The organism is Ferruginibacter albus, from assembly GCF_020042285.1.
Taxonomy (GTDB): domain Bacteria; phylum Bacteroidota; class Bacteroidia; order Chitinophagales; family Chitinophagaceae; genus Ferruginibacter; species Ferruginibacter albus.
Genome location: NZ_CP083388.1, coordinates 2,927,248 through 2,945,265, shown reverse-complemented (window position 1 = coordinate 2,945,265; position 18,018 = coordinate 2,927,248). Strand labels below are relative to the sequence as shown.

Annotated in this window: 19 protein-coding genes; 11 read left to right on the top strand and 8 right to left on the bottom strand. The window is 36.8% G+C overall.

Translation table 11 applies throughout. The features are described from left to right. Positions 1-148: 148 nt before the first annotated feature. Positions 149-727: a DsbA family protein gene (locus tag K9M53_RS12630; RefSeq protein ID WP_224015418.1), complete on the top strand. Its 579-nt coding sequence runs from the start codon at positions 149-151 to the stop codon at positions 725-727. A 343-nt stretch (positions 728-1,070) separates the two neighbouring features. Further along, entirely contained in the window at positions 1,071-1,961 is an 891-nt protein-coding gene (locus tag K9M53_RS12625; RefSeq protein ID WP_224015416.1) for a DUF4382 domain-containing protein, read from the top strand. A 73-nt stretch (positions 1,962-2,034) separates the two neighbouring features. On the opposite strand, the gene K9M53_RS12620 is transcribed toward K9M53_RS12625, so the two are convergent. From K9M53_RS12620 to K9M53_RS12605, 4 genes are all read right to left on the bottom strand, one after another. After that, positions 2,035-2,994, bottom strand: coding sequence for a transglutaminase domain-containing protein (locus K9M53_RS12620; protein ID WP_224015415.1), 960 nt, complete (start codon positions 2,992-2,994; stop codon positions 2,035-2,037). Positions 2,995-3,050: 56 nt separating this feature from the next. Continuing rightward, positions 3,051-4,085 (bottom strand): agmatine deiminase family protein, encoded by a 1,035-nt coding sequence (locus K9M53_RS12615; protein ID WP_224015413.1) that lies wholly within the window; start codon positions 4,083-4,085, stop codon positions 3,051-3,053. A 1-nt stretch (position 4,086) separates the two neighbouring features. Continuing rightward, positions 4,087-4,962, bottom strand: coding sequence for a carbon-nitrogen hydrolase (locus tag K9M53_RS12610; protein ID WP_224015411.1), 876 nt, complete (start codon positions 4,960-4,962; stop codon positions 4,087-4,089). Positions 4,963-5,044: 82 nt separating this feature from the next. Continuing rightward, the gene (locus K9M53_RS12605) at positions 5,045-5,452 is read right to left on the bottom strand and encodes a hypothetical protein (protein WP_224015408.1); all 408 of its coding nucleotides are present in this window, start codon (positions 5,450-5,452) and stop codon (positions 5,045-5,047) included. Between the two features lie 570 nt (positions 5,453-6,022). Here K9M53_RS12605 and K9M53_RS12600 point away from each other — a divergent pair. Then, a complete protein-coding gene (locus K9M53_RS12600; protein WP_224015406.1) occupies positions 6,023-6,544 on the top strand; it encodes a YdeI/OmpD-associated family protein in 522 nt (173 codons plus the stop codon). Positions 6,545-6,546: 2 nt separating this feature from the next. Here K9M53_RS12600 and K9M53_RS12595 read toward each other — a convergent pair whose 3' ends face one another. Continuing rightward, a complete protein-coding gene (locus K9M53_RS12595) occupies positions 6,547-6,795 on the bottom strand; it encodes a hypothetical protein (protein WP_224015405.1) in 249 nt (82 codons plus the stop codon). Between the two features lie 147 nt (positions 6,796-6,942). Here K9M53_RS12595 and K9M53_RS12590 point away from each other — a divergent pair, with 147 nt between their 5' ends. Continuing rightward, positions 6,943-8,049, top strand: coding sequence for a DUF2911 domain-containing protein (locus tag K9M53_RS12590; RefSeq protein WP_224015402.1), 1,107 nt, complete (start codon positions 6,943-6,945; stop codon positions 8,047-8,049). A 114-nt stretch (positions 8,050-8,163) separates the two neighbouring features. Here the strand turns inward: K9M53_RS12590 and K9M53_RS12585 are convergent, their stop codons facing one another. After that, a complete protein-coding gene (locus K9M53_RS12585) occupies positions 8,164-8,319 on the bottom strand; it encodes a hypothetical protein (RefSeq protein WP_224015400.1) in 156 nt (51 codons plus the stop codon). A 184-nt stretch (positions 8,320-8,503) separates the two neighbouring features. Here K9M53_RS12585 and atpG point away from each other — a divergent pair, with 184 nt between their 5' ends. The 3 genes from atpG (at position 8,504) to lysA (ending at position 11,388) form a co-directional block, all read left to right on the top strand. Beyond that, positions 8,504-9,385 (top strand): ATP synthase F1 subunit gamma, encoded by an 882-nt coding sequence (gene atpG, locus K9M53_RS12580; RefSeq protein ID WP_224015398.1) that lies wholly within the window; start codon positions 8,504-8,506, stop codon positions 9,383-9,385. A gap of 18 nt (positions 9,386-9,403) precedes the next feature. Further along, complete coding sequence (scpB, locus tag K9M53_RS12575; RefSeq protein WP_224015396.1) at positions 9,404-10,099, top strand: SMC-Scp complex subunit ScpB; 696 nt, start codon at positions 9,404-9,406, stop codon at positions 10,097-10,099. A 77-nt stretch (positions 10,100-10,176) separates the two neighbouring features. Continuing rightward, positions 10,177-11,388: a diaminopimelate decarboxylase gene (gene lysA, locus K9M53_RS12570; protein WP_224015394.1), complete on the top strand. Its 1,212-nt coding sequence runs from the start codon at positions 10,177-10,179 to the stop codon at positions 11,386-11,388. A 1-nt stretch (position 11,389) separates the two neighbouring features. On the opposite strand, the gene K9M53_RS12565 is transcribed toward lysA, so the two are convergent. Together K9M53_RS12565 and K9M53_RS12560 are read right to left on the bottom strand one after the other, a co-directional pair. After that, on the bottom strand, positions 11,390-12,673 hold the full coding sequence (locus K9M53_RS12565) for a UDP-N-acetylmuramoyl-tripeptide--D-alanyl-D-alanine ligase (RefSeq protein ID WP_224015392.1): 1,284 nt from the start codon (positions 12,671-12,673) through the stop codon (positions 11,390-11,392). A gap of 82 nt (positions 12,674-12,755) precedes the next feature. Then, positions 12,756-14,306, bottom strand: coding sequence for an SUMF1/EgtB/PvdO family nonheme iron enzyme (locus K9M53_RS12560; RefSeq protein WP_224015389.1), 1,551 nt, complete (start codon positions 14,304-14,306; stop codon positions 12,756-12,758). 399 nt (positions 14,307-14,705) lie between these two features. On the opposite strand from K9M53_RS12560, the gene porV reads away from it, so the two are divergent. The 4 genes from porV (at position 14,706) to K9M53_RS12540 (ending at position 17,948) form a co-directional block, all read left to right on the top strand. After that, entirely contained in the window at positions 14,706-15,905 is a 1,200-nt protein-coding gene (porV, locus tag K9M53_RS12555) for a type IX secretion system outer membrane channel protein PorV (protein ID WP_224015387.1), read from the top strand. A 169-nt stretch (positions 15,906-16,074) separates the two neighbouring features. Further along, the gene (ispF, locus tag K9M53_RS12550; protein ID WP_224015385.1) at positions 16,075-16,551 is read left to right on the top strand and encodes a 2-C-methyl-D-erythritol 2,4-cyclodiphosphate synthase; all 477 of its coding nucleotides are present in this window, start codon (positions 16,075-16,077) and stop codon (positions 16,549-16,551) included. Between the two features lie 81 nt (positions 16,552-16,632). Then, on the top strand, positions 16,633-17,076 hold the full coding sequence (gene dut, locus K9M53_RS12545) for a dUTP diphosphatase (RefSeq protein WP_224015383.1): 444 nt from the start codon (positions 16,633-16,635) through the stop codon (positions 17,074-17,076). 23 nt (positions 17,077-17,099) lie between these two features. Continuing rightward, positions 17,100-17,948: a DUF4292 domain-containing protein gene (locus tag K9M53_RS12540; protein ID WP_224015381.1), complete on the top strand. Its 849-nt coding sequence runs from the start codon at positions 17,100-17,102 to the stop codon at positions 17,946-17,948. Positions 17,949-18,018: the final 70 nt, after the last annotated feature.

The window sequence follows — 18,018 nt, the reverse complement described above, 5'->3', positions numbered from 1 at the left end:
GTATTGGCAAAACAATTACCTTCGGCAACTTGTTATTACTTCTGACAGAGTTTTAAGACGGTACTTTTCCCATTAACATGCATGCTGAATTGAAACAATATAGCCCTGATTTTTCAGGGAGTATCAGATAAAACTAAAACGAACAATTATGGCATTTAAGAAAGAAACAGTAGAGATAATCGAGCCTAGAAATGTATTTGTGGGCAATCCAAAAGCGACAGTTACTTTAGAAGAATTTGGCGAATACGAAAGTGAAGCGTGTGCTAAAGCAAACGAAGTGGTAAAACAATTACTGGAAGACTTTGACGGAGATATCCGTTTCAATTTCCGCCATTTTCCATTAACTACTATTCATCAACGCAGTTTAAAAGCAGGTGAAGCAGCTGTAGCTACAGCGCAACAAGGTAAGTTTTGGGAAATGCACAATATACTTTTCGCCAATCGCCGCAATTTGGGAACTACCAGTTTAAAACTATATTCAAAAGAAGCAGGTGTTGTTAATAAGCATTTCCTGGATGATCTGGTGAATGCAACGTATGGCTGGCAGGTACAAGGCGATCTGCGTGAAGGCTTGGATCGTGGAGTAAAAGATGTTCCAACATTCTTTATTAACGGTGAACGCTATGTAGGCAAGCCAACTTTTGATGGTTTAAGCAAAGCGTTAAAAGATGCCTTGAAAAAAACTAAAAAGAAACCGGCTTCAAAAGCTGCTAAACAAAGAGCATAAAATATCTCACAATATGTAAAAACCTCAACAATCCGTTGAGGTTTTTTATTTGTTTCCCTTTCAAAAAAGTTAAAGAATAGTAAATAAAAATATTGCTTCACATTATGCAAAACAATTATTAGGTTTTGCTTTTTTATGTACCTGGCTGTAATACTACTATTAAACATTGTTGTGTCACTCCCTTTTTACGGTGTATCATTATTCAACAACACGTTCTGGTTGCTATTGCCTTAAAAAAATGTTAGAGACACTAATGGCAATTAATTAAAGGCATACTATTTGAATCTTTTTTCTTTGTTTCCAAAACTAGCTGTTTTCTATTATAAACTTAAAAATGCAGAATATGAAAAAGACAGCCAAAGTTGCGAGCTTGCTCGCCATTGTATTATCCCTCGTTCTCATATTTTTTTCCTGCTCAAAAGATGCCTCCTTGAGTGAAAGCTTAACTCCCGGAACACAAAATGCTTCTATTTACATGACCGATGCCCCGGGCTTTTTTGATAATGTAATGATAGACATTCGCTCGGTACAGGTATTAGTAGATACTTGTAAACATGATAACGGATGGGGTTGGGGAGACGATGATCATCATGGAAACGACGATCACAATAATGGTTCTGATGATCATTGTCCGGTTTGGGATACATTAAATATTACACCCGGCGTTTATGACCTGTTAAGTTTAAGGAACGGTACGGACACCTTATTAGCCGGCGGTAATCTACCCGATGGAAAGATCGTAAAGATCAAAATTGAATTGGGAACTAATAATTCATTGGTAAAAGATGGAGTTACTTATCCATTAAATCTTCCAACCAATCAACCAAGTTTTATAGTGGTTAATTTAAGAGGAGATGAATGGGATGAATTTAAGCCAAAACATGTAAGACTATGGTTGGATTTTGATGTGCAACGTTCAATTGTAGTAGTACGTAATAATGAGTTCTTCCTTAGTCCGTTCATAAAAGTATTCACTATTAAAACTACCGGAAGTATCAATGGTAGAGTTACCCCGGTTAAAGATGCATTTCCTGTGATCACCATATCAAACAGCACGGATACAGCTTATGCTTTACCTAATCCCGGTGGCGAATTTAAGGTTAGAGGGTTAACCGCAGGAAGCTATTCTGTATTTATCAATTCTTCTAATGGTTATTCAGATACAACCATCACTAATGTAAACGTAACGGCAGGTGGAAACGTAGCATTAGGTAATATTAAACTACATAAATAAAACATCTTTCAGTTTTATAAAAGAAGAAGGAGACTTTATGAGTCTCCTTCTTCTTTTATTTCATATAATAAAACTATTCTTCCACTACTACCCAAAACACTATTACTTCTTTGCCATTGAACAATACGCTAACAGGAAATTCATCTGCCTCCTGGAACTTATAGCTAAATACAATGCTGCTGCCCGCAGTAGAATAATCTACCTGTTTTGTTTTTCTTTTCTTAGCATCGCCCATTGCAAGAGATACAATACCGATCGCATCTTTATTGCTTACATCAATACTAAACTGCACCGGCTTACCCACCTTGGCTTTAATATGAGATTGTGCCGGTTTAACACCTGTAATTCCAAATTCAATAGCTTGTGGTTTTATGCCGGGCATTGAAAAAAAGGTTTTTTTATTCTGACCTCCACGAGCACCGCCTAATAGCCACGCTGTATTATCAGGAAAATGCGTTGCATTGAAAATAGCATTATCTGTAAAGAAATATTTATCATTAAAAGACCTGGTAAAAACCTTTACATCGTTATCCGTATAACCACTTCCCCAGGTTGGATCAACATAATACCATTCACTGGGACTTTGTCCTAATTGAACCACATTCCACGAGTGATTAAAACCTTCCGGCAATTCATCATCTTCTGTTGTAGTAGTTTTGGAATAACCATCCACCGTTAAACAACGGATGCCAGCAACACTACACATATCCTGGAAGAGGGCTGCATAGCCAAACGCTGTAGCCATACGGGTTTTTAATATTTCTTCGCTGCCAGTTTTACTGTTATCACTATTACGGGCGGCTTTACAATCATAGCTGATATTAAAAGCGATCCAATCAAAGATGGCTCTTGTTTTATTTATTTTATCAGGAAAATTTTTAGTGAGCAGATTGGCAATCGTTCCCATGTTCATGGAATCTAACGAGCCTAGCTTTTTTACATAATCATCTACTTGTTTGTACCCCTGAGATCGGGCAGAAGAAGAAACAGCAATGAAGAGAATAGCAATTATTGTTTTTCGCACTTGTATCATGCAATAAAAATAACAATAACTAATGGATGCTGATTAAAAACAATCGTTAATAATCCTTAAACCGAAGGCTCCTGCTGGCTCATGCAATGAAAGCTTCCCAATCCCCAGATGATATCGACAGAATTGATACCAACCACTTTTCTTGTAGGAAAACATTCCTGTATTATCTGCAATGCTTTATCATCTTTAGCACAATTAAATACCGGAACGATCACGGCATGATTGGCAATATAGAAATTAGCGTAAGATGCAGGCAGGCGCTGATCTTCATAAACAACAGCATCCGGCATCGGCAACTCAACAATATTCAATTGCTTGTCGTTTAATAAACGCAGTTGTTGTAATTGTTTTAAATTATGTTGAAGTAATGCGTAATTCTCATCGTTCTTATTCTCTTCAATAACAGTCAGCACAGTATCTTCATTCACAAAACGAACGGTATCATCAATATGTCCGTCCGTATCATCACCAACAATGCCCTCATCTATCCAAAGTACTTGTTCAGCGCCGTAATAATCGCACAAGTATTTTTCTATCTGTTGTTGATCAAGTTGCGGATTGCGATTAGGATTTAATAAACAGGCGGTCGAAGTAAGTATTGTTCCTTTACCATTGAACTCTACCGAACCTCCTTCCATAACAATACCCGGATTGAATACCTGCAAATTAAATTGCTTGCCGATCAATGTAGGAATTACATCATCCAGATCGTATGGAGGATATTTGTTGCCCCACGCATTATAATTCCAGTCAACAATTGCTTTTTGCTTTGTTGTTGGATTGATGAGAAATGCAGGTCCATGATCCCTGCACCAGGCATCATTGGTAGGATGAAAATAAAATTCAACTTTATCCAGATCAACGTTAGTTTTTTGTAAATGCCCCACAGCAAAACTTTTCATTGCTTCATCATTTACATTGATGCGAACAATTTCACTTTGCGTAAGCTCTTTTACAAACTGCGAATAATAAGGATATATCTTTTCTATCTTTCCCGGCCACGATGCTTCTTTATGCGGCCAGCTAAGCCAGCACGCATCATGTTTTTCAAATTCTGCAGGAAAGCGAAAGCCTAAATAATTTGGAGTCATTTTAATCTTCGTCAATAAAACGTTTGGTAATGGGTTGGTAAGAGTCGATCCTTCTGTCACGCATGAACGGCCAGTGCGTACGATAACTATCTGTTTTTGCCAGATCAATTTCAACAACAGTAGTTTCTTCTGTATCGTGCGATGCCTGGTAAATTAAATTTCCAAAAGGATTGGAAACAAAGGAGCCCCCCCAGAATTTCATTGCTCCATCCTGTTCAAACCCAACACGGTTTACACTTACTACGTGTACGCCATTGGCAACAGCATGACTGCGTTGAATGGTTTGCCATGCATTGTATTGTTCGTTGTTGGTTGCTTCATCCTGCGATGTTGCCCAACCAATAGCCGTAGGGTAGAATAATATTTCGGCGCCCATCAACGATGTAATTCTTGCTGCTTCAGGATACCATTGATCCCAGCATATCAATACACCGAATGTTGCAAACTTTGTTTTAAATATTTTGTAGCCTAAATCGCCGGGAGTAAAATAGAATTTCTCATAAAATGCAGGATCATCAGGAATATGCATTTTACGATACTTGCCTACATAGGTTCCGTCCGCATCTATCACTGCAGTAGTATTATGGTAAATGCCCTGTGTTCTTTTTTCAAATAAAGAGGCGATCACTACTACATTATGTTCGGCAGCTACTTTGCTGATGGCTTCGGTAGATGGACCGGGGATGGCTTCTGCCAGCTTGAAATTTTCGTAATCTTCCACATCACAGAAGTACAACGAAGTAAACAACTCCTGCAAGCATACTATTTGTGCACCTTTTGCAGCAGCTTCTTTTATTTTTTCGATGGCTTTGGCAAGATTGCTTTGCTTATCGGCAACGCAGCTCACCTGTACCAAGGCTACTTTTACTTTGCTCATATTTTTAAATAAGGTGCAAAGATAAATGATTGGAAGAATTTATATTTTAGAGAGGGATTAGGGGAGTAACGCAGTTTGAAATTTACTGCTCACTTTTACCAAATATGAATCTATCGGTGGAATCAGTTTCCAACATTAGTGAGGCTAATTTATTTGAACATGTTGAATCTTGTGCGACAATCACAATGCGTCTTTTTATCTTGACATCTCTATAAAAAGTGACTTCTACGGCTATACATTCATCTGAATCTCCACCTATTTTTGCTAATTCCCCCAAAATATTATGAGCGTAAATGGTATTAATAAAACTTGCCGAATACCAAGTTGTACTCAAATTGTTTTCTTTATGGTAGGCATTAATTATACTATCTGTAGTCCGCATAAACTCATCCTGATTACCTACTATCCATCTGTGTAAAGAGTTGTATTTTTTATTGGTACCACAAGAAATAATCAACAAACTAATAAGCAGAAAAAGTATGGGTTTCATAAATTAGGGGAATGTCTCAGTTTGAAATTTTAATTCGTAGATACCTTATTTTCATTTGTTTCGATGTTCGCTCTTTTAACCAAACTTTTCTCAATTGTTTCAACAGTCACTAAGATAGCAATATCTTCTATTTTTCATTTATCTTTTATGATCCCTGCCTGCATAAGGGTCTATATCAATTACTCAATACTTACATGTCATCATTTCTACTTCATTATTAATTAATTAGCTCTTACACTCATATGCTTCACCCTCGGCACGATTTGCTTTACCCTTACATGAAATTGTTTCAGGATAACTGCAATTTGGTCAGGCTCTCAACCGTCTTGCTTTACTATCCGCATCATTGGTTTTACAATTACTTTCAATTGTTTTAAGGTAACAATAAGTTGCTAAACCCTTACATTTATTTGTTTTACAGTTAGCACGGGTTGCTTTACCATTACCTGCTATTGTTTCGCTGCAACAGTAAATTGCTTAAATCTAACGTTGGTTTGTCTGGTTATTGGAAGATAATGTTGTTATGCAAAACAAATTCTCAAAGTAATTTCCGATCTGTAATTTTAACGCATGGTTCGTTTTACCACTACTATATTACAATTTGCTGAGCAGGGAGAAAAAACCGGCTGGACTTATATTGAACTGGATGCTTCCATTGCACAAAAATTAAAACCGGGAAATAAAAAATCGTTCCGCGTTAAAGGTAAGCTGGATGATCATCCCATAAAAGGCATTGCATTAATGCCAATGGGTGATGGAAAATTTATAATGGCGCTAAATGCCACTATACGAAAGGAAATTGGTAAACGAAAAGGTGCTACACTAAAAGTGGCTATTGAAGAAGATAAAGAGGAGACAACGGTACCGCAGGAATTACTGGAATGTTTGCAGGATGAACCGAAAGCTTTTGAGAATTTTAAAAAACTTACCAAAGGGCATCAGAATTATTATGGCAATTGGATAAAGAGTGCCAAAACAGAACCTACCAAAGCCAAACGTATTGCACAAGCAGTAAATGCGTTAAGTAAAGGCTGGCATTTTGGAATTATGATGCAGATGCAAAAGAAGGATCGTAAAGACCTGTTGGGTTAATATCAAAGTACAAATCCTAAAATACCAATAGTTGCCAATTCATGCAGGTCGGACGCTTTATCGGTGGTGGTAGAAAAAAAATAATAGTTATGGTATTCGAAGGCAGCATCAAAATCTCCGCCACTTTCTGCAAACTGTGCATATTCGTCGGCAAATTTTTCTTTTAGTTTATTTAGATGTTTTTCATAGCCCGGGTTAGTGAAGTAGGTCAAAGCCATTAAAATAACAAGTAAAAAAACTATTCTCTTCATTTTGTAAAGTTTACTGTAAGGTAAATATTTTTTAGAAGCAGGCAAGTTGATGAGGCAAAGCCGCTTAAGAAGCATCTTTGCCGTCCATCAATTCCTGTTTTATTTGCCGTTAAGGTTGAGTACATTAGATCACCAAAAACTAATTATATGAAACAGTTTATTATTTGCATAGTGATCTTCCTTTCTTATTCATCTACACAGGCACAGTTTTTAACTGCACTTCAAAATGGCGGTAATAAAAAAGCAATGGTTGGCGAACATATTGGTATTACGGAAGTAGAAATTAATTATGACCGTCCGGGCGTTAAGGGAAGAGAAGGAAAGATATGGGGATCGTTGGTTCCTTATGGCTTTAATGCATTGGGCTTTGGTACCAGCAAAGCTTCACCATGGCGTGCAGGTGCAAATGAAAATACAACAATAGAATTTTCCGGTGATGTAAAAATAGAAGGCAAGGATCTGCCTGCAGGTAAATATGCATTCTTTATTGCGGTAGGTAAAGATGAATCGACAATAATTTTTTCTAAAACCAATTCCGCTTGGGGAAGCTTCTTTTATGATTCTACCAAAGATGCATTAAGAGTGTCTGTAAAAAACAAGCCTTTAGAAAAAGAAGTGGAATGGCTGAAATATGAATTTACTGATGAAACGACTAACAGTGCTGTTGTTGCACTGGAGTGGGAATACCTTTCTATTCCTTTTAAAATAGAAGTGGATGTTAATAAAGGCCAGATCGAATCTTTCAGACGTGAATTAATTAGCCAAAGAGGTTTTGATTGGAAAGCTTGGGAGTATGCTGCAGAGTGGTGTGCTGATAATAATACCAATTTGGATGAAGCGCTGCAATGGGCTGATTATTCTATTAACGGAACATTTGTAGGAGAAAAGAATTTTAAAACATTATCTGTAAAATCAAGACTGTTGCAGCTTATGGGTAAACCGGCGGAGGCTGATTCAGTGATGAAAGAAGCAATGCCATTGGGATCTATAAGCGATGTACACAATTATGCAAGGCAATTATTAACGAACAAACGTACAAAAGAAGCTTGTGCAGCTTTCAGGGCAAACTATAAAAAGTTTCCGAACCAATTTACTACCAATGTGGGTATGGCACGTTGCTTAAGCGCAGAAGGAAATTACAAGGAAGCACTAAAATATGCAAACATTGCCTTGCCACAGGCTCCTGATATGATCAATAAAAACAACATGCAAACAATAATTGAAAAATTAAAAGCAGGTAAGGATATTAATTAAATTGCTTATCGGGTATAGAAAAGCAGAATTATTAAGCTTTCAGTCTGAGCTTGTCGAAGACGGGTTTGTTTAAATATTCCTAAAGGCTTTTGTATAAGCACTTAATTTTTTAGATCATTTCTGTTGATGTACCATTAGTTTACTATCGAACGAAAAATTATTATCTTCTAAACTCACTCCACCGGTCGTATTTTCTTTGCTGCAGGATAATATCGTTAATGAGCGTATTATCGGAGATGCTATAATGCTTTTGTTAGTAATCGGTTGCATAAATAATGATTTAGAGGGATGTGATTTTTAATACCATAAAAGCAATTTGGGCTTTACGGGCAGGAAATACTCAATTTGAAGCATAAACTGGGTATAAACAGGGTAAAAATTCTCATTTTCGAATAAATTATCAACTGATTTTGCCCTACCTTTGCCCCCCGAAAAGAGTTAAACCGAATCAAACATGAGTGGTGCTTTAAAAGAAGTTCGTAACCGGATAAAATCAGTTCAAAGTACGCAGCAGATAACCAAAGCAATGAAAATGGTGAGTGCTGCCAAGTTACGTCGTGCACAGGATGCTATTACACAAATGCGCCCATATGCGCAAAAGTTACAGGAAATGCTGGCTAACATTGTAAGCAGCGGCGAAGGTGATGTAAACATAGACCTGGCAGTTGAACGCCCGGTAGAAAAAGTATTGATCATTGTGGTTACCAGCGATAGAGGTCTTTGTGGTGGTTACAATAGTAATCTTATTAAATTAGCGAAACAGGTCATCGCTGATAAATACAGCAGTCAACAGCAAAAAGGAAATGTTCAGATATTACCGATCGGTAAAAAAGGATATGAGCATTTTGCGAAGAATAAATTCAATGTAATCGATAAATTCTGGGATATATTTACAGGCTTGAGCTTTGATAAGGTGCAGGCTGCTGCTCAATATGCAAGAGATGCATTTGCGAATAAAGAATTTGATGCGGTAGAGGTTATTTACAGTGAGTTTAAAAATGCGGCTACTCAACAGTTTATTGCCGAACAATTTTTACCTGTAAAAAAAGTAGAGGCACAAGCAGGACAAAAGAAAGCCGATTTCATTTACGAACCGGGCAAAGCAGAACTGGTAACAGAATTGATCCCTAAAATATTGAACACGCAATTATACAAAGCGGTGTTGGACGCAAATGCAAGTGAACATGGGGCTAGAATGACAGCGATGGACAAAGCGAGCGACAATGCCAATGAGTTATTAAAATCTTTAAAGATCAGTTACAACCGTGCGAGACAGGCGGCTATTACAACCGAATTAACGGAAATTGTAAGCGGTGCCGCAGCATTACAGGGATAATAATGTGCTAATTGAATAATGGAACTTTCACAGATAATACCACATATTGAGGCATTGATATTTGCCAGTGAAAAGCCACTTACAACCTTAGAGTTGGTGGACTTGCTGAATAATGCGTTGGCTTTTATTGAAGACAGAGCAACATTGGAACAGATAGAAGCTGCAATAGAAGGTATTCGTGAAAAGTACAGCGGTGAGTTTTATTCTTTTGAAATGGTGCAAAGCGGTGGCGGCTGGCAGTTTCTTACAAAGAAAGAATATCATAAAACGGTTGCACAATTAAACGGCGATAAGTTTTTAAAACGTCTTTCTACTGCATCGTTGGAAACTTTGGCAATTATTGCATACAAGCAACCGATCACCAAAAGTGAGATCGAATCGATCCGTGGTGTTAACTGCGATTATGCAGTACAAAAGTTATTGGAAAAAGATCTCATCATTATTTCAGGAAGAAATGAAGAAGCTGTTGGTAAGCCGCTGATATACTCAACATCTAAATCATTTATGGATTATTTTGGAATTAATGGCCCTGATGATCTACCCAAGATAAGTGAAGTGTTGATGGAAGAGTTGGTACAGGCAACAATAGTGTCAGAGGCTGAAGCAGCAATTGAACCAATGGAAGAACAATTGGAAGGAGTGAATGAAGAAATAGTAGAACAGGAAATTGTGAATGACGAGCCTGCACAAGATGACAAGCAATCAGAAACGTAAACAACATACTTTACAAAGCGAATAGCAAGAGGTATGAAATTATTCATGCCTTTTTTATTTAACAAACAAGGTTAGAAATGTCCCAGGTATTATCACATCAACAATTAAAAGAAATTGCCGAAGAATTTGGTACACCCGTATATGTGTATCATGCAGAACGTATAACAGAGCAATACAAAAAATTGACAGATGCTTTTGCAAAAACAGATACAAGATTTTTCTACGCTTGTAAAGCGCTTACCAACGTTAATATATTAAAACATATAAAAAGCATTGGTGCCAGTGTTGATTGCAGTTCTATTAATGAAGTAAAACTGGCTGTGCTGGCAGGTTTTGCACCTTCAAACATTTTATATACTTCCAACGGAATTGATTTTGCAGAAATAGAGGAAGCTGTAAAAGAAGGAGTGCATATTAATATCGACAGCCTTCATAACCTTGAAAAATTTGGCAAAAAATACGGGCACAGTTATCCTGTTGGTATTCGCTTACGCCCAAATATTTTGGCGGGTGGTAATTTGAAAATTTCAACAGGGCATGATAAAAGTAAATTCGGAATACCTGTTGACCAGCTCGATAATATACTATCATTGGTAAAACAATATGATATTTTTATCCGCAACCTGCACATACACACCGGTAGTGAGATCAAAGATGTTGACGTTTTTGTAAAAGGCATTGAAGTGTTGTTTGATATCATTCCTCAGTTCAATGAGCTCGAATCAATTGATCTGGGTGGTGGTTTTAAAGTGCCGTATAAAAAACACGACTATGAAACAGATATACATTTATTGGCGCAAAAAGTAGGAGAAGCGTTTGCGAATCATCCTAACCCCAATAGAAAGCATTTGCAGGTATGGTTTGAACCGGGTAAATTCATGGTAAGCGAATGTGGTTATTTAATTACTGGTGTAAATGTTTTAAAAGAGACGAACGCCACAGTATTTGCCGGCGTTAACAGCGGTTTCAATCATTTGATCCGCCCGATGTTTTACGATGCCTATCATCATATAGAGAACATAAGCAATCCTGACGGTGAAGAAAAAAAATATTCCATTGTTGGTAATATTTGTGAAACCGACACTTTTGCCTGGGATAGAAAACTCCCTGAAATACGTGAAAATGATCTGCTGGTATTTTATAATGCAGGCGCTTACGGATTTGAAATGTCTTCTAATTTTAATTCCCGCTATAAGCCTGCTGAAGTGTTGGTGAAAGATGGTAAAGCGCAGCTTATACGCAAAAGAGATGTATTTGAGGACCTGTTACGTAATCAGGTAATTGGATAATTTATTCCAATACCTTTTCCATTTGCATACTTCTGGAGCCTTTTACAAGAATAGTAGCATTGGAAAAATGCTGCTGCTGAAACCATTGTTTAGCCTCTGCTGCATTGGAAAAATTAATAAAAGGATTGGTTGTTTTGTTGTAATCACCACCTACTAAAACAACTTGTTTCCAGCCGCCATAAGACTGAATGAGATTTATGATAGATTGATGCTCTTTTACGCTTTCATACCCTAATTCCATCATTCCTCCCAACAATAAAATTTTATTATCGGCTTTCATTTTTACAAAGTTTTCAATAGCCGCCTTCATGCTGGATGGATTAGCGTTATAAGCGTCGAGTATTATTTTGTTACTATCCTTTTCTATTAATTGAGAACGACTGTTGGAGGGTACATAATTTTCCAGCGCTGTTTTTATTTTCTCATCATCAACAGTAAAATATTTGCCAAGTGTTACTGCTGCCAATACGTTGGGTAAATTATAAGTTCCAACAAGATTGGTATTTATTTTTTTAATAGAAGTTCCTTTTTCAAATACAACCTGCAAATATTCATTTTCGTTTTGCAGTGCATTTCCAATGATATCAGCATTTTTTGTTCCGTAAGAAATTATGTTATCAATACCGCTGCTCATTTCCAGCAAATAATCAAAATCATGGAAGATGAAAGCTGTGCCTTTGTTAGCTCGTAAATAGTCAAACAATTCACCTTTCCCTTTTCTAACGCCTTCTTCTCCGCCAAAACCTTCTAAATGCGCTTTGCCCACATTGGTAATTAATCCGTGCGTAGGCTTTGTATATTCACAATACCCTTGTATTTCTTTTTGATGATTGGCGCCCATTTCGATCACTGCTATTGCAGCATCTTTCTTAACAGATAAGATAGTAAGCGGAATACCGATATGGTTATTCAGGTTACCTTTAGTGGTATACGTTTTATAGCTGGTAGTTAAAACTTCATGTATCAATTCTTTGGTAGTTGTTTTACCGTTGCTTCCTGTTATGGCTATAAACGGAATATTAAATTGTTCGCGATGATGTTTTGCCAATAGCTGTAAAGTGGTCAATACATCTGTTGTTGTAATGATTCTTTTATCTGTAAAACCAGGTTCTTCATCAACTATAACATAAGCAGCACCTTTTTCCAATGCTTGTTTTGCAAAAAGATTACCATTAAAATTGTCTCCTTTTAATGCAAAGAAAATGTCGCCGGACTGTAGTTTCCTTGTGTCTGTTTGTATAGAAGGATATTCTAAAAAGATGGAGTATAGTTGAGCAATTTGCATAAATCAAAAATATATAGAGAAAGCTATTAAAACAAAAAACCCTTCCGTAATTAGGAAGGGTTTTGAATAACTTATTTGAATATTATTTCTTTCTGCTGTTTTGTTTACGCTTGCTGAAGATATTACCTTCTTTAAAGCCGGGTCCTTCAGGCGCACCCATATATGTTTGAGCGCAACGGAAACCGATAGTGCTTGAAGATTGATCTTCTTCTAAGAAGCGACGAGTGCCTGGAGATAACCAATAAGCTCTGTCATTCCAGCTACCACCTTTATATACTCTTGATTTATCGCTGATCAAAGTAGTATTACCGTAATCATAAAATGTTTGAGTAGAGCTATCTCCATCTTTAAAGTTCAAGCCATAGTTGTGTTGATAGTTGCGACGGTTTTTAGTTTCCTCATCACTAACATCTACTTTCTTTAAAATACCCATTGAATCTCTTTCATATTCTCCGGAACCATTTTTATAATATTTCTGAAATCTGTTACCACGGAAAGCATTGAAATCTTCTACGTCACCGGGAGATAATGGTCTGTAAACGTCCATTACCCACTCATTTACGTTACCGCACATATTGTATAAACCAAATGCATTAGGAAAGAAGGAGTGAATTTCACCAGGAATAGCAGAACGGTCATTCAAACCACCTGCAACACCCATATTATCACCACTACCGCGTTTAAAGTTTGCTAAGAAACGTCCTTGCCATGTACCTCTTTTGCTATCACGTAAACCATTCGGGTTTTTGCTCCATGAATAGATCTGTTGATTTGTTTCCAACTCTTCACCCGGTTTTCCTTCTTTTTGACGGGGAGCAGGGTTTTGAGCAACTAAACCATATGCAGCATATTCCCATTCAGCTTCTGTTGGTAAACGGTATCCCATGTTTAAAATACCATCTTCCATCTGTACAGTAGTTCTAGGTTTATTATTAACGTCTTTTAGATCAGATTTTTTAGGCTTTCCTTTATTGGTGATCAATTCAGGATTAATTAAATAAGCATCTGTATTAAATGATGCATCTGCACCACCACCTTTCATTTCTTTTTTTGCAAAATCAGGTTTTAAATAACCTTTTTGAACAAGTGTTAATTCATTTACTCTATCAGTTCTCCAAACGCAAAAATCATGAGCCTGTAACCAGCTAACACCTACAACAGGGTAGTAGTTATAAGCAGGATAACGCAAGTAATATTCTACGTAAGGTTCGTTATATGCTAATTCTTGTCTCCAGCAAAGAGTATCAGGAAGTGCTTTACGCATAATAGCTGTATCGCCGCTGAAAGTATTGTTTAACCAATATAAATATTCACGATAGTGTACATTGGCAACTTCTGTTTCATCTATAAAAAAAGAAGGAACAGTAACACGACGGGGAACATTGTTCCAGTCACGCATTACATCCTCGTCTTTAGCTCCCATTAAGAAAGTACCACCTTCCACAAATACCAACCCAGGACCAGCCTTAGGGTATTTTAACTTGGCAACGTGATAATTTCCCATTTTTGGATCATCGTAGTTCCATCCTGTTACAGATGATTTGCCACTTTTACCGCTCTTACTACAAGAGCTGATAGAAAATGCAGTAGCCGCAAGGATAATGAAATTTTTAGCAGAAATTATTTTTTGCATGTGCATCCGTTTTGCAGAGTTGTTAACGAAAGGTTTTCTTTTTTTATTGTGCAAGCAATTTTGCAGGTGCGAATATATGCTACTTTCTGCAAAACAACCTGTTAAAACTAATTTTTTGCCTGTCAATTAGTGTTATTTTTCAACAATTTACAGGCAACAGTTTTTTATAAAGACTCGTCTTTAAGCAATAAACATACCAAAAAGGCGTTTTTGTTTTAACCAAATTGCTAAAAGAATTGTAAAAAAAAATTGTTAATTAATAGATTTTAAAAGTTTGCTTTAATGAAAGTTTATTTTATTGAGCATTTAATTAAATCTGTTACTTTTACAAAAAAAATTAACTACAAAATCCTACTATTATTGATATAAGGTTTACCTAACCAGACAATAGAATAAAGAATGAAAAAAGCACTTTTAAAACTAACTGCACTAATGCTTTTTGTAGTAGGTTTTTCCAAAGTAAATGCACAATCCAATACCATTAACGTAGTTACTACGGCGGTTCCTTTTTTACGTATTTCACCGGATGCCCGTGCAGGCGGAATGGGTGATGTAGGTGTTGCAACACCTAACAGTGGCGCCAGCGCAGTATTCTGGAACAGGGCAAAATTACCTTTTGCAGAACAAAACGCAAGCGTAATGGTAACCTATACTCCATGGTTAAAAGATCTTGGATTGAACGATGTTTACCTGGCTTCTTTAGCAGGATATTACAAATTGGATGAAGACCAGGCATTATCTCTTGGCTTACGTTATTTCAGCTTGGGTAGCATTCAATTTACAGATGGCTCAGGCGAAACTACCGGTTTGGGTAATCCAAAAGAATTTGGTTTGGATGTTGGTTATTCAAGAAAATTATCTCCTAAATCAGGGATAGGTATTGCATTAAGATATATTAACTCTGCACTTGCCAATGGTCCGGTGGGAACAGGCAGCACAGTGTATAAAGCGGGGATAGCTGTTTCCGGTGATCTTCAATATTATTATAATAACCTGAAAGAAAACGGTGAAGGATTATCACTTGGTGTTAGTCTTACTAATTTAGGTTCAAAAATATCTTACACCACAGATGCTACTCAAAAAGATTATATACCTGCCAACCTTGGTTTAGGTGTTGCTTATACTAAAGTATATGACGCAAGTAACAAGGTTACATTTGCTATGGACATTAATAAATTATTAGTGCCAACGCCACCAACATTCAGCAATGATACGTCAGGAACTAATGAAGCAGCTATTGAAAAGTACCGTAGCCAGGGTGTAGTAGGCAGCTGGTTCAGTTCATTTGGTGATGCGCCCGGTGGATTCAGCGAAGAGTTAAAAGAATTCCAGATATCTGTTGGTGCTGAATATTGGTATAATAACCAGTTTGCTTTACGTGCAGGCTATTTCTACGAAAATCCTGACAAAGGAAACAGGCAGTTCTTTACTGCAGGTGTAGGATTAAAGTATAATACATTTGGTTTGGATTTTTCTTACCTGTTGCCTGCGGGTGATGGCGTAACTCGTAATCCATTGTCGAATACATTGCGTTTTTCAATGCTGTTTGATATAAATACAGATGGAAGTGCTGCTGACGGTACTGCAAAACCTGAATAAGGAATACAAAATATTTTGTTTGGTGGAGCGCAACAGAAATGTTGCGCTTCTTTATTTATACGATAGCATGGAAATAATTCACACTGCTATTATTTTAAAATCATAACAATCGGTAAAATAAATTTTCCGTCAGTTATTTTGCAGATATTTACTTTTTAAAATTTTATCAATGGGTTATCGTATAGGTTTCGGAATAGACTTTCATCAATTAATAGAAGATAGAGAATTTTGGCTGGGCGGTGTAAAAATTCAATATCCAAAAGGTGCATTAGGGCACAGCGATGCAGACGTTTTATTGCATGCTATTTGCGATGCTATTTTAGGGGCAGCTTGTTTGGGAGATATTGGAGTGCATTTTCCCGATACGGATAATTCATTTAAAAATATAGACAGTAAGATTTTATTGCAAAAAACGTATGACCTGGTAAAACAGCGAGGTTATTCAATTGTAAATATAGATAGTACCATTTGCCTGCAATCGCCCAAAATAAAAAATTATGTACCTCAAATGCAGGAGGCGATCGCCGGTATCCTTTCTATTGAGGCAGAGGATGTATCCATTAAAGCAACCACAACAGAAAAAATGGGCTTTGTTGGAAGGGAAGAGGGATTAGTGGCCTATGCTACAGTATTACTGGAAAAATGAGTGATCTGAATTTTCTAACAAAGATTTCACTATTGACTATTCGTCATTCACAAATACCAATTATCAATTACTTTTGCTGCCATGTCAAACATTCATATTAAGATCGTAAACAGATCACTTAACCCATTACCGACATATGCTACAGAAGGTTCTGCAGGCATGGATCTGCGAGCAAATCTTTCTGAACCGATAACATTACAATCCTTGGAACGTGCAATGGTGCCTACAGGTTTATTTATAGAATTGCCACAAGGTTTTGAAGCACAGATCCGTCCGCGTAGCGGCTTGGCAGCTAAGCAGGGAATTACCTGTTTAAATACACCGGGTACAATTGACAGCGATTATCGTGGCGAAATAAAAGTAATATTGGTTAATTTAGGAAAAGAGCCCCAAACACTACACCATGGCGATAGAATTGCACAAATGATCATTGCTAAAGTAGAAAAGGCAGAGTTTTTGTTGGTAGAAGAATTAACGGAGACGGTGAGAGGAGAGGGCGGTTTTGGGCATACCGGAAAAAATTAGCAAGGCATAAAACATTGCGTTTAATGAAAAAAAATTATGGTCAGTCAGCGTTTGTAGTTGTTTTATTTACAACAATATTGTTTGGCAGTTCTTTATTGAGCTGTAAGACAGCAAAAAAAATACAAACTGCCATTGTAAAAAAAGATTCTCCAACTGTTGTAATCAATCAAACGGAAATCGATTCTGCTCAACAAGTAAAAAAAACATTAGACAGCTTACATAGCCGTTATATAGATTTTAATACATTCTCTGCAAAAATAAAAGTGGAATATGAGGATAGTAAAGGCAAGCAGCCTAACGTTACCGCTTATGTGCATATTTTAAAAGACAGCGTGATATGGGTTTCCATGTATGCTACTGTATTCAATATAGAAGCATTGCGTGTATTGATAACAAAAGACAGTGTTTTTGTTCTAAATAAAATAGAGAAAGAAGCCACGCTACGTTCTATGGACTATTTGCAGGAGGTCACCAATATTCCTTTTGACTTTAAAACCCTACAGGATCTCTTAGTAGGCAACCCTGTTTTTTTAGATAATAAGAATATTGTTTCCTATAAAAAAACTGCTGAAAACAAAATACTGATAGCAACCATTGGAAAATATTTTAAGAACCTGATAACACTTAATAATAGCGATGAGGCATTATTATTGCACAGTAAACTGGATGATGTAGATATTAATGAGAACCGAACTGCGGATATTACCTATGATGCCTACGAAAATAAGATCGGTTTCAATTTTTCAACATATCGTGAAGTAACGGTTTCCGAAAAGAATAAAATTGACGTTCGTTTAAATTACAAACAGTATGAGTTTAATAAGGACGTGTCGGTTGCTTTCAACATTCCTCAGAATTACACCCGTAAATAACATTATACACACCTGTTAGTTATTAATGATGACATACTAGCTGTGTGAATAGTATTTTTGAATCCCTACT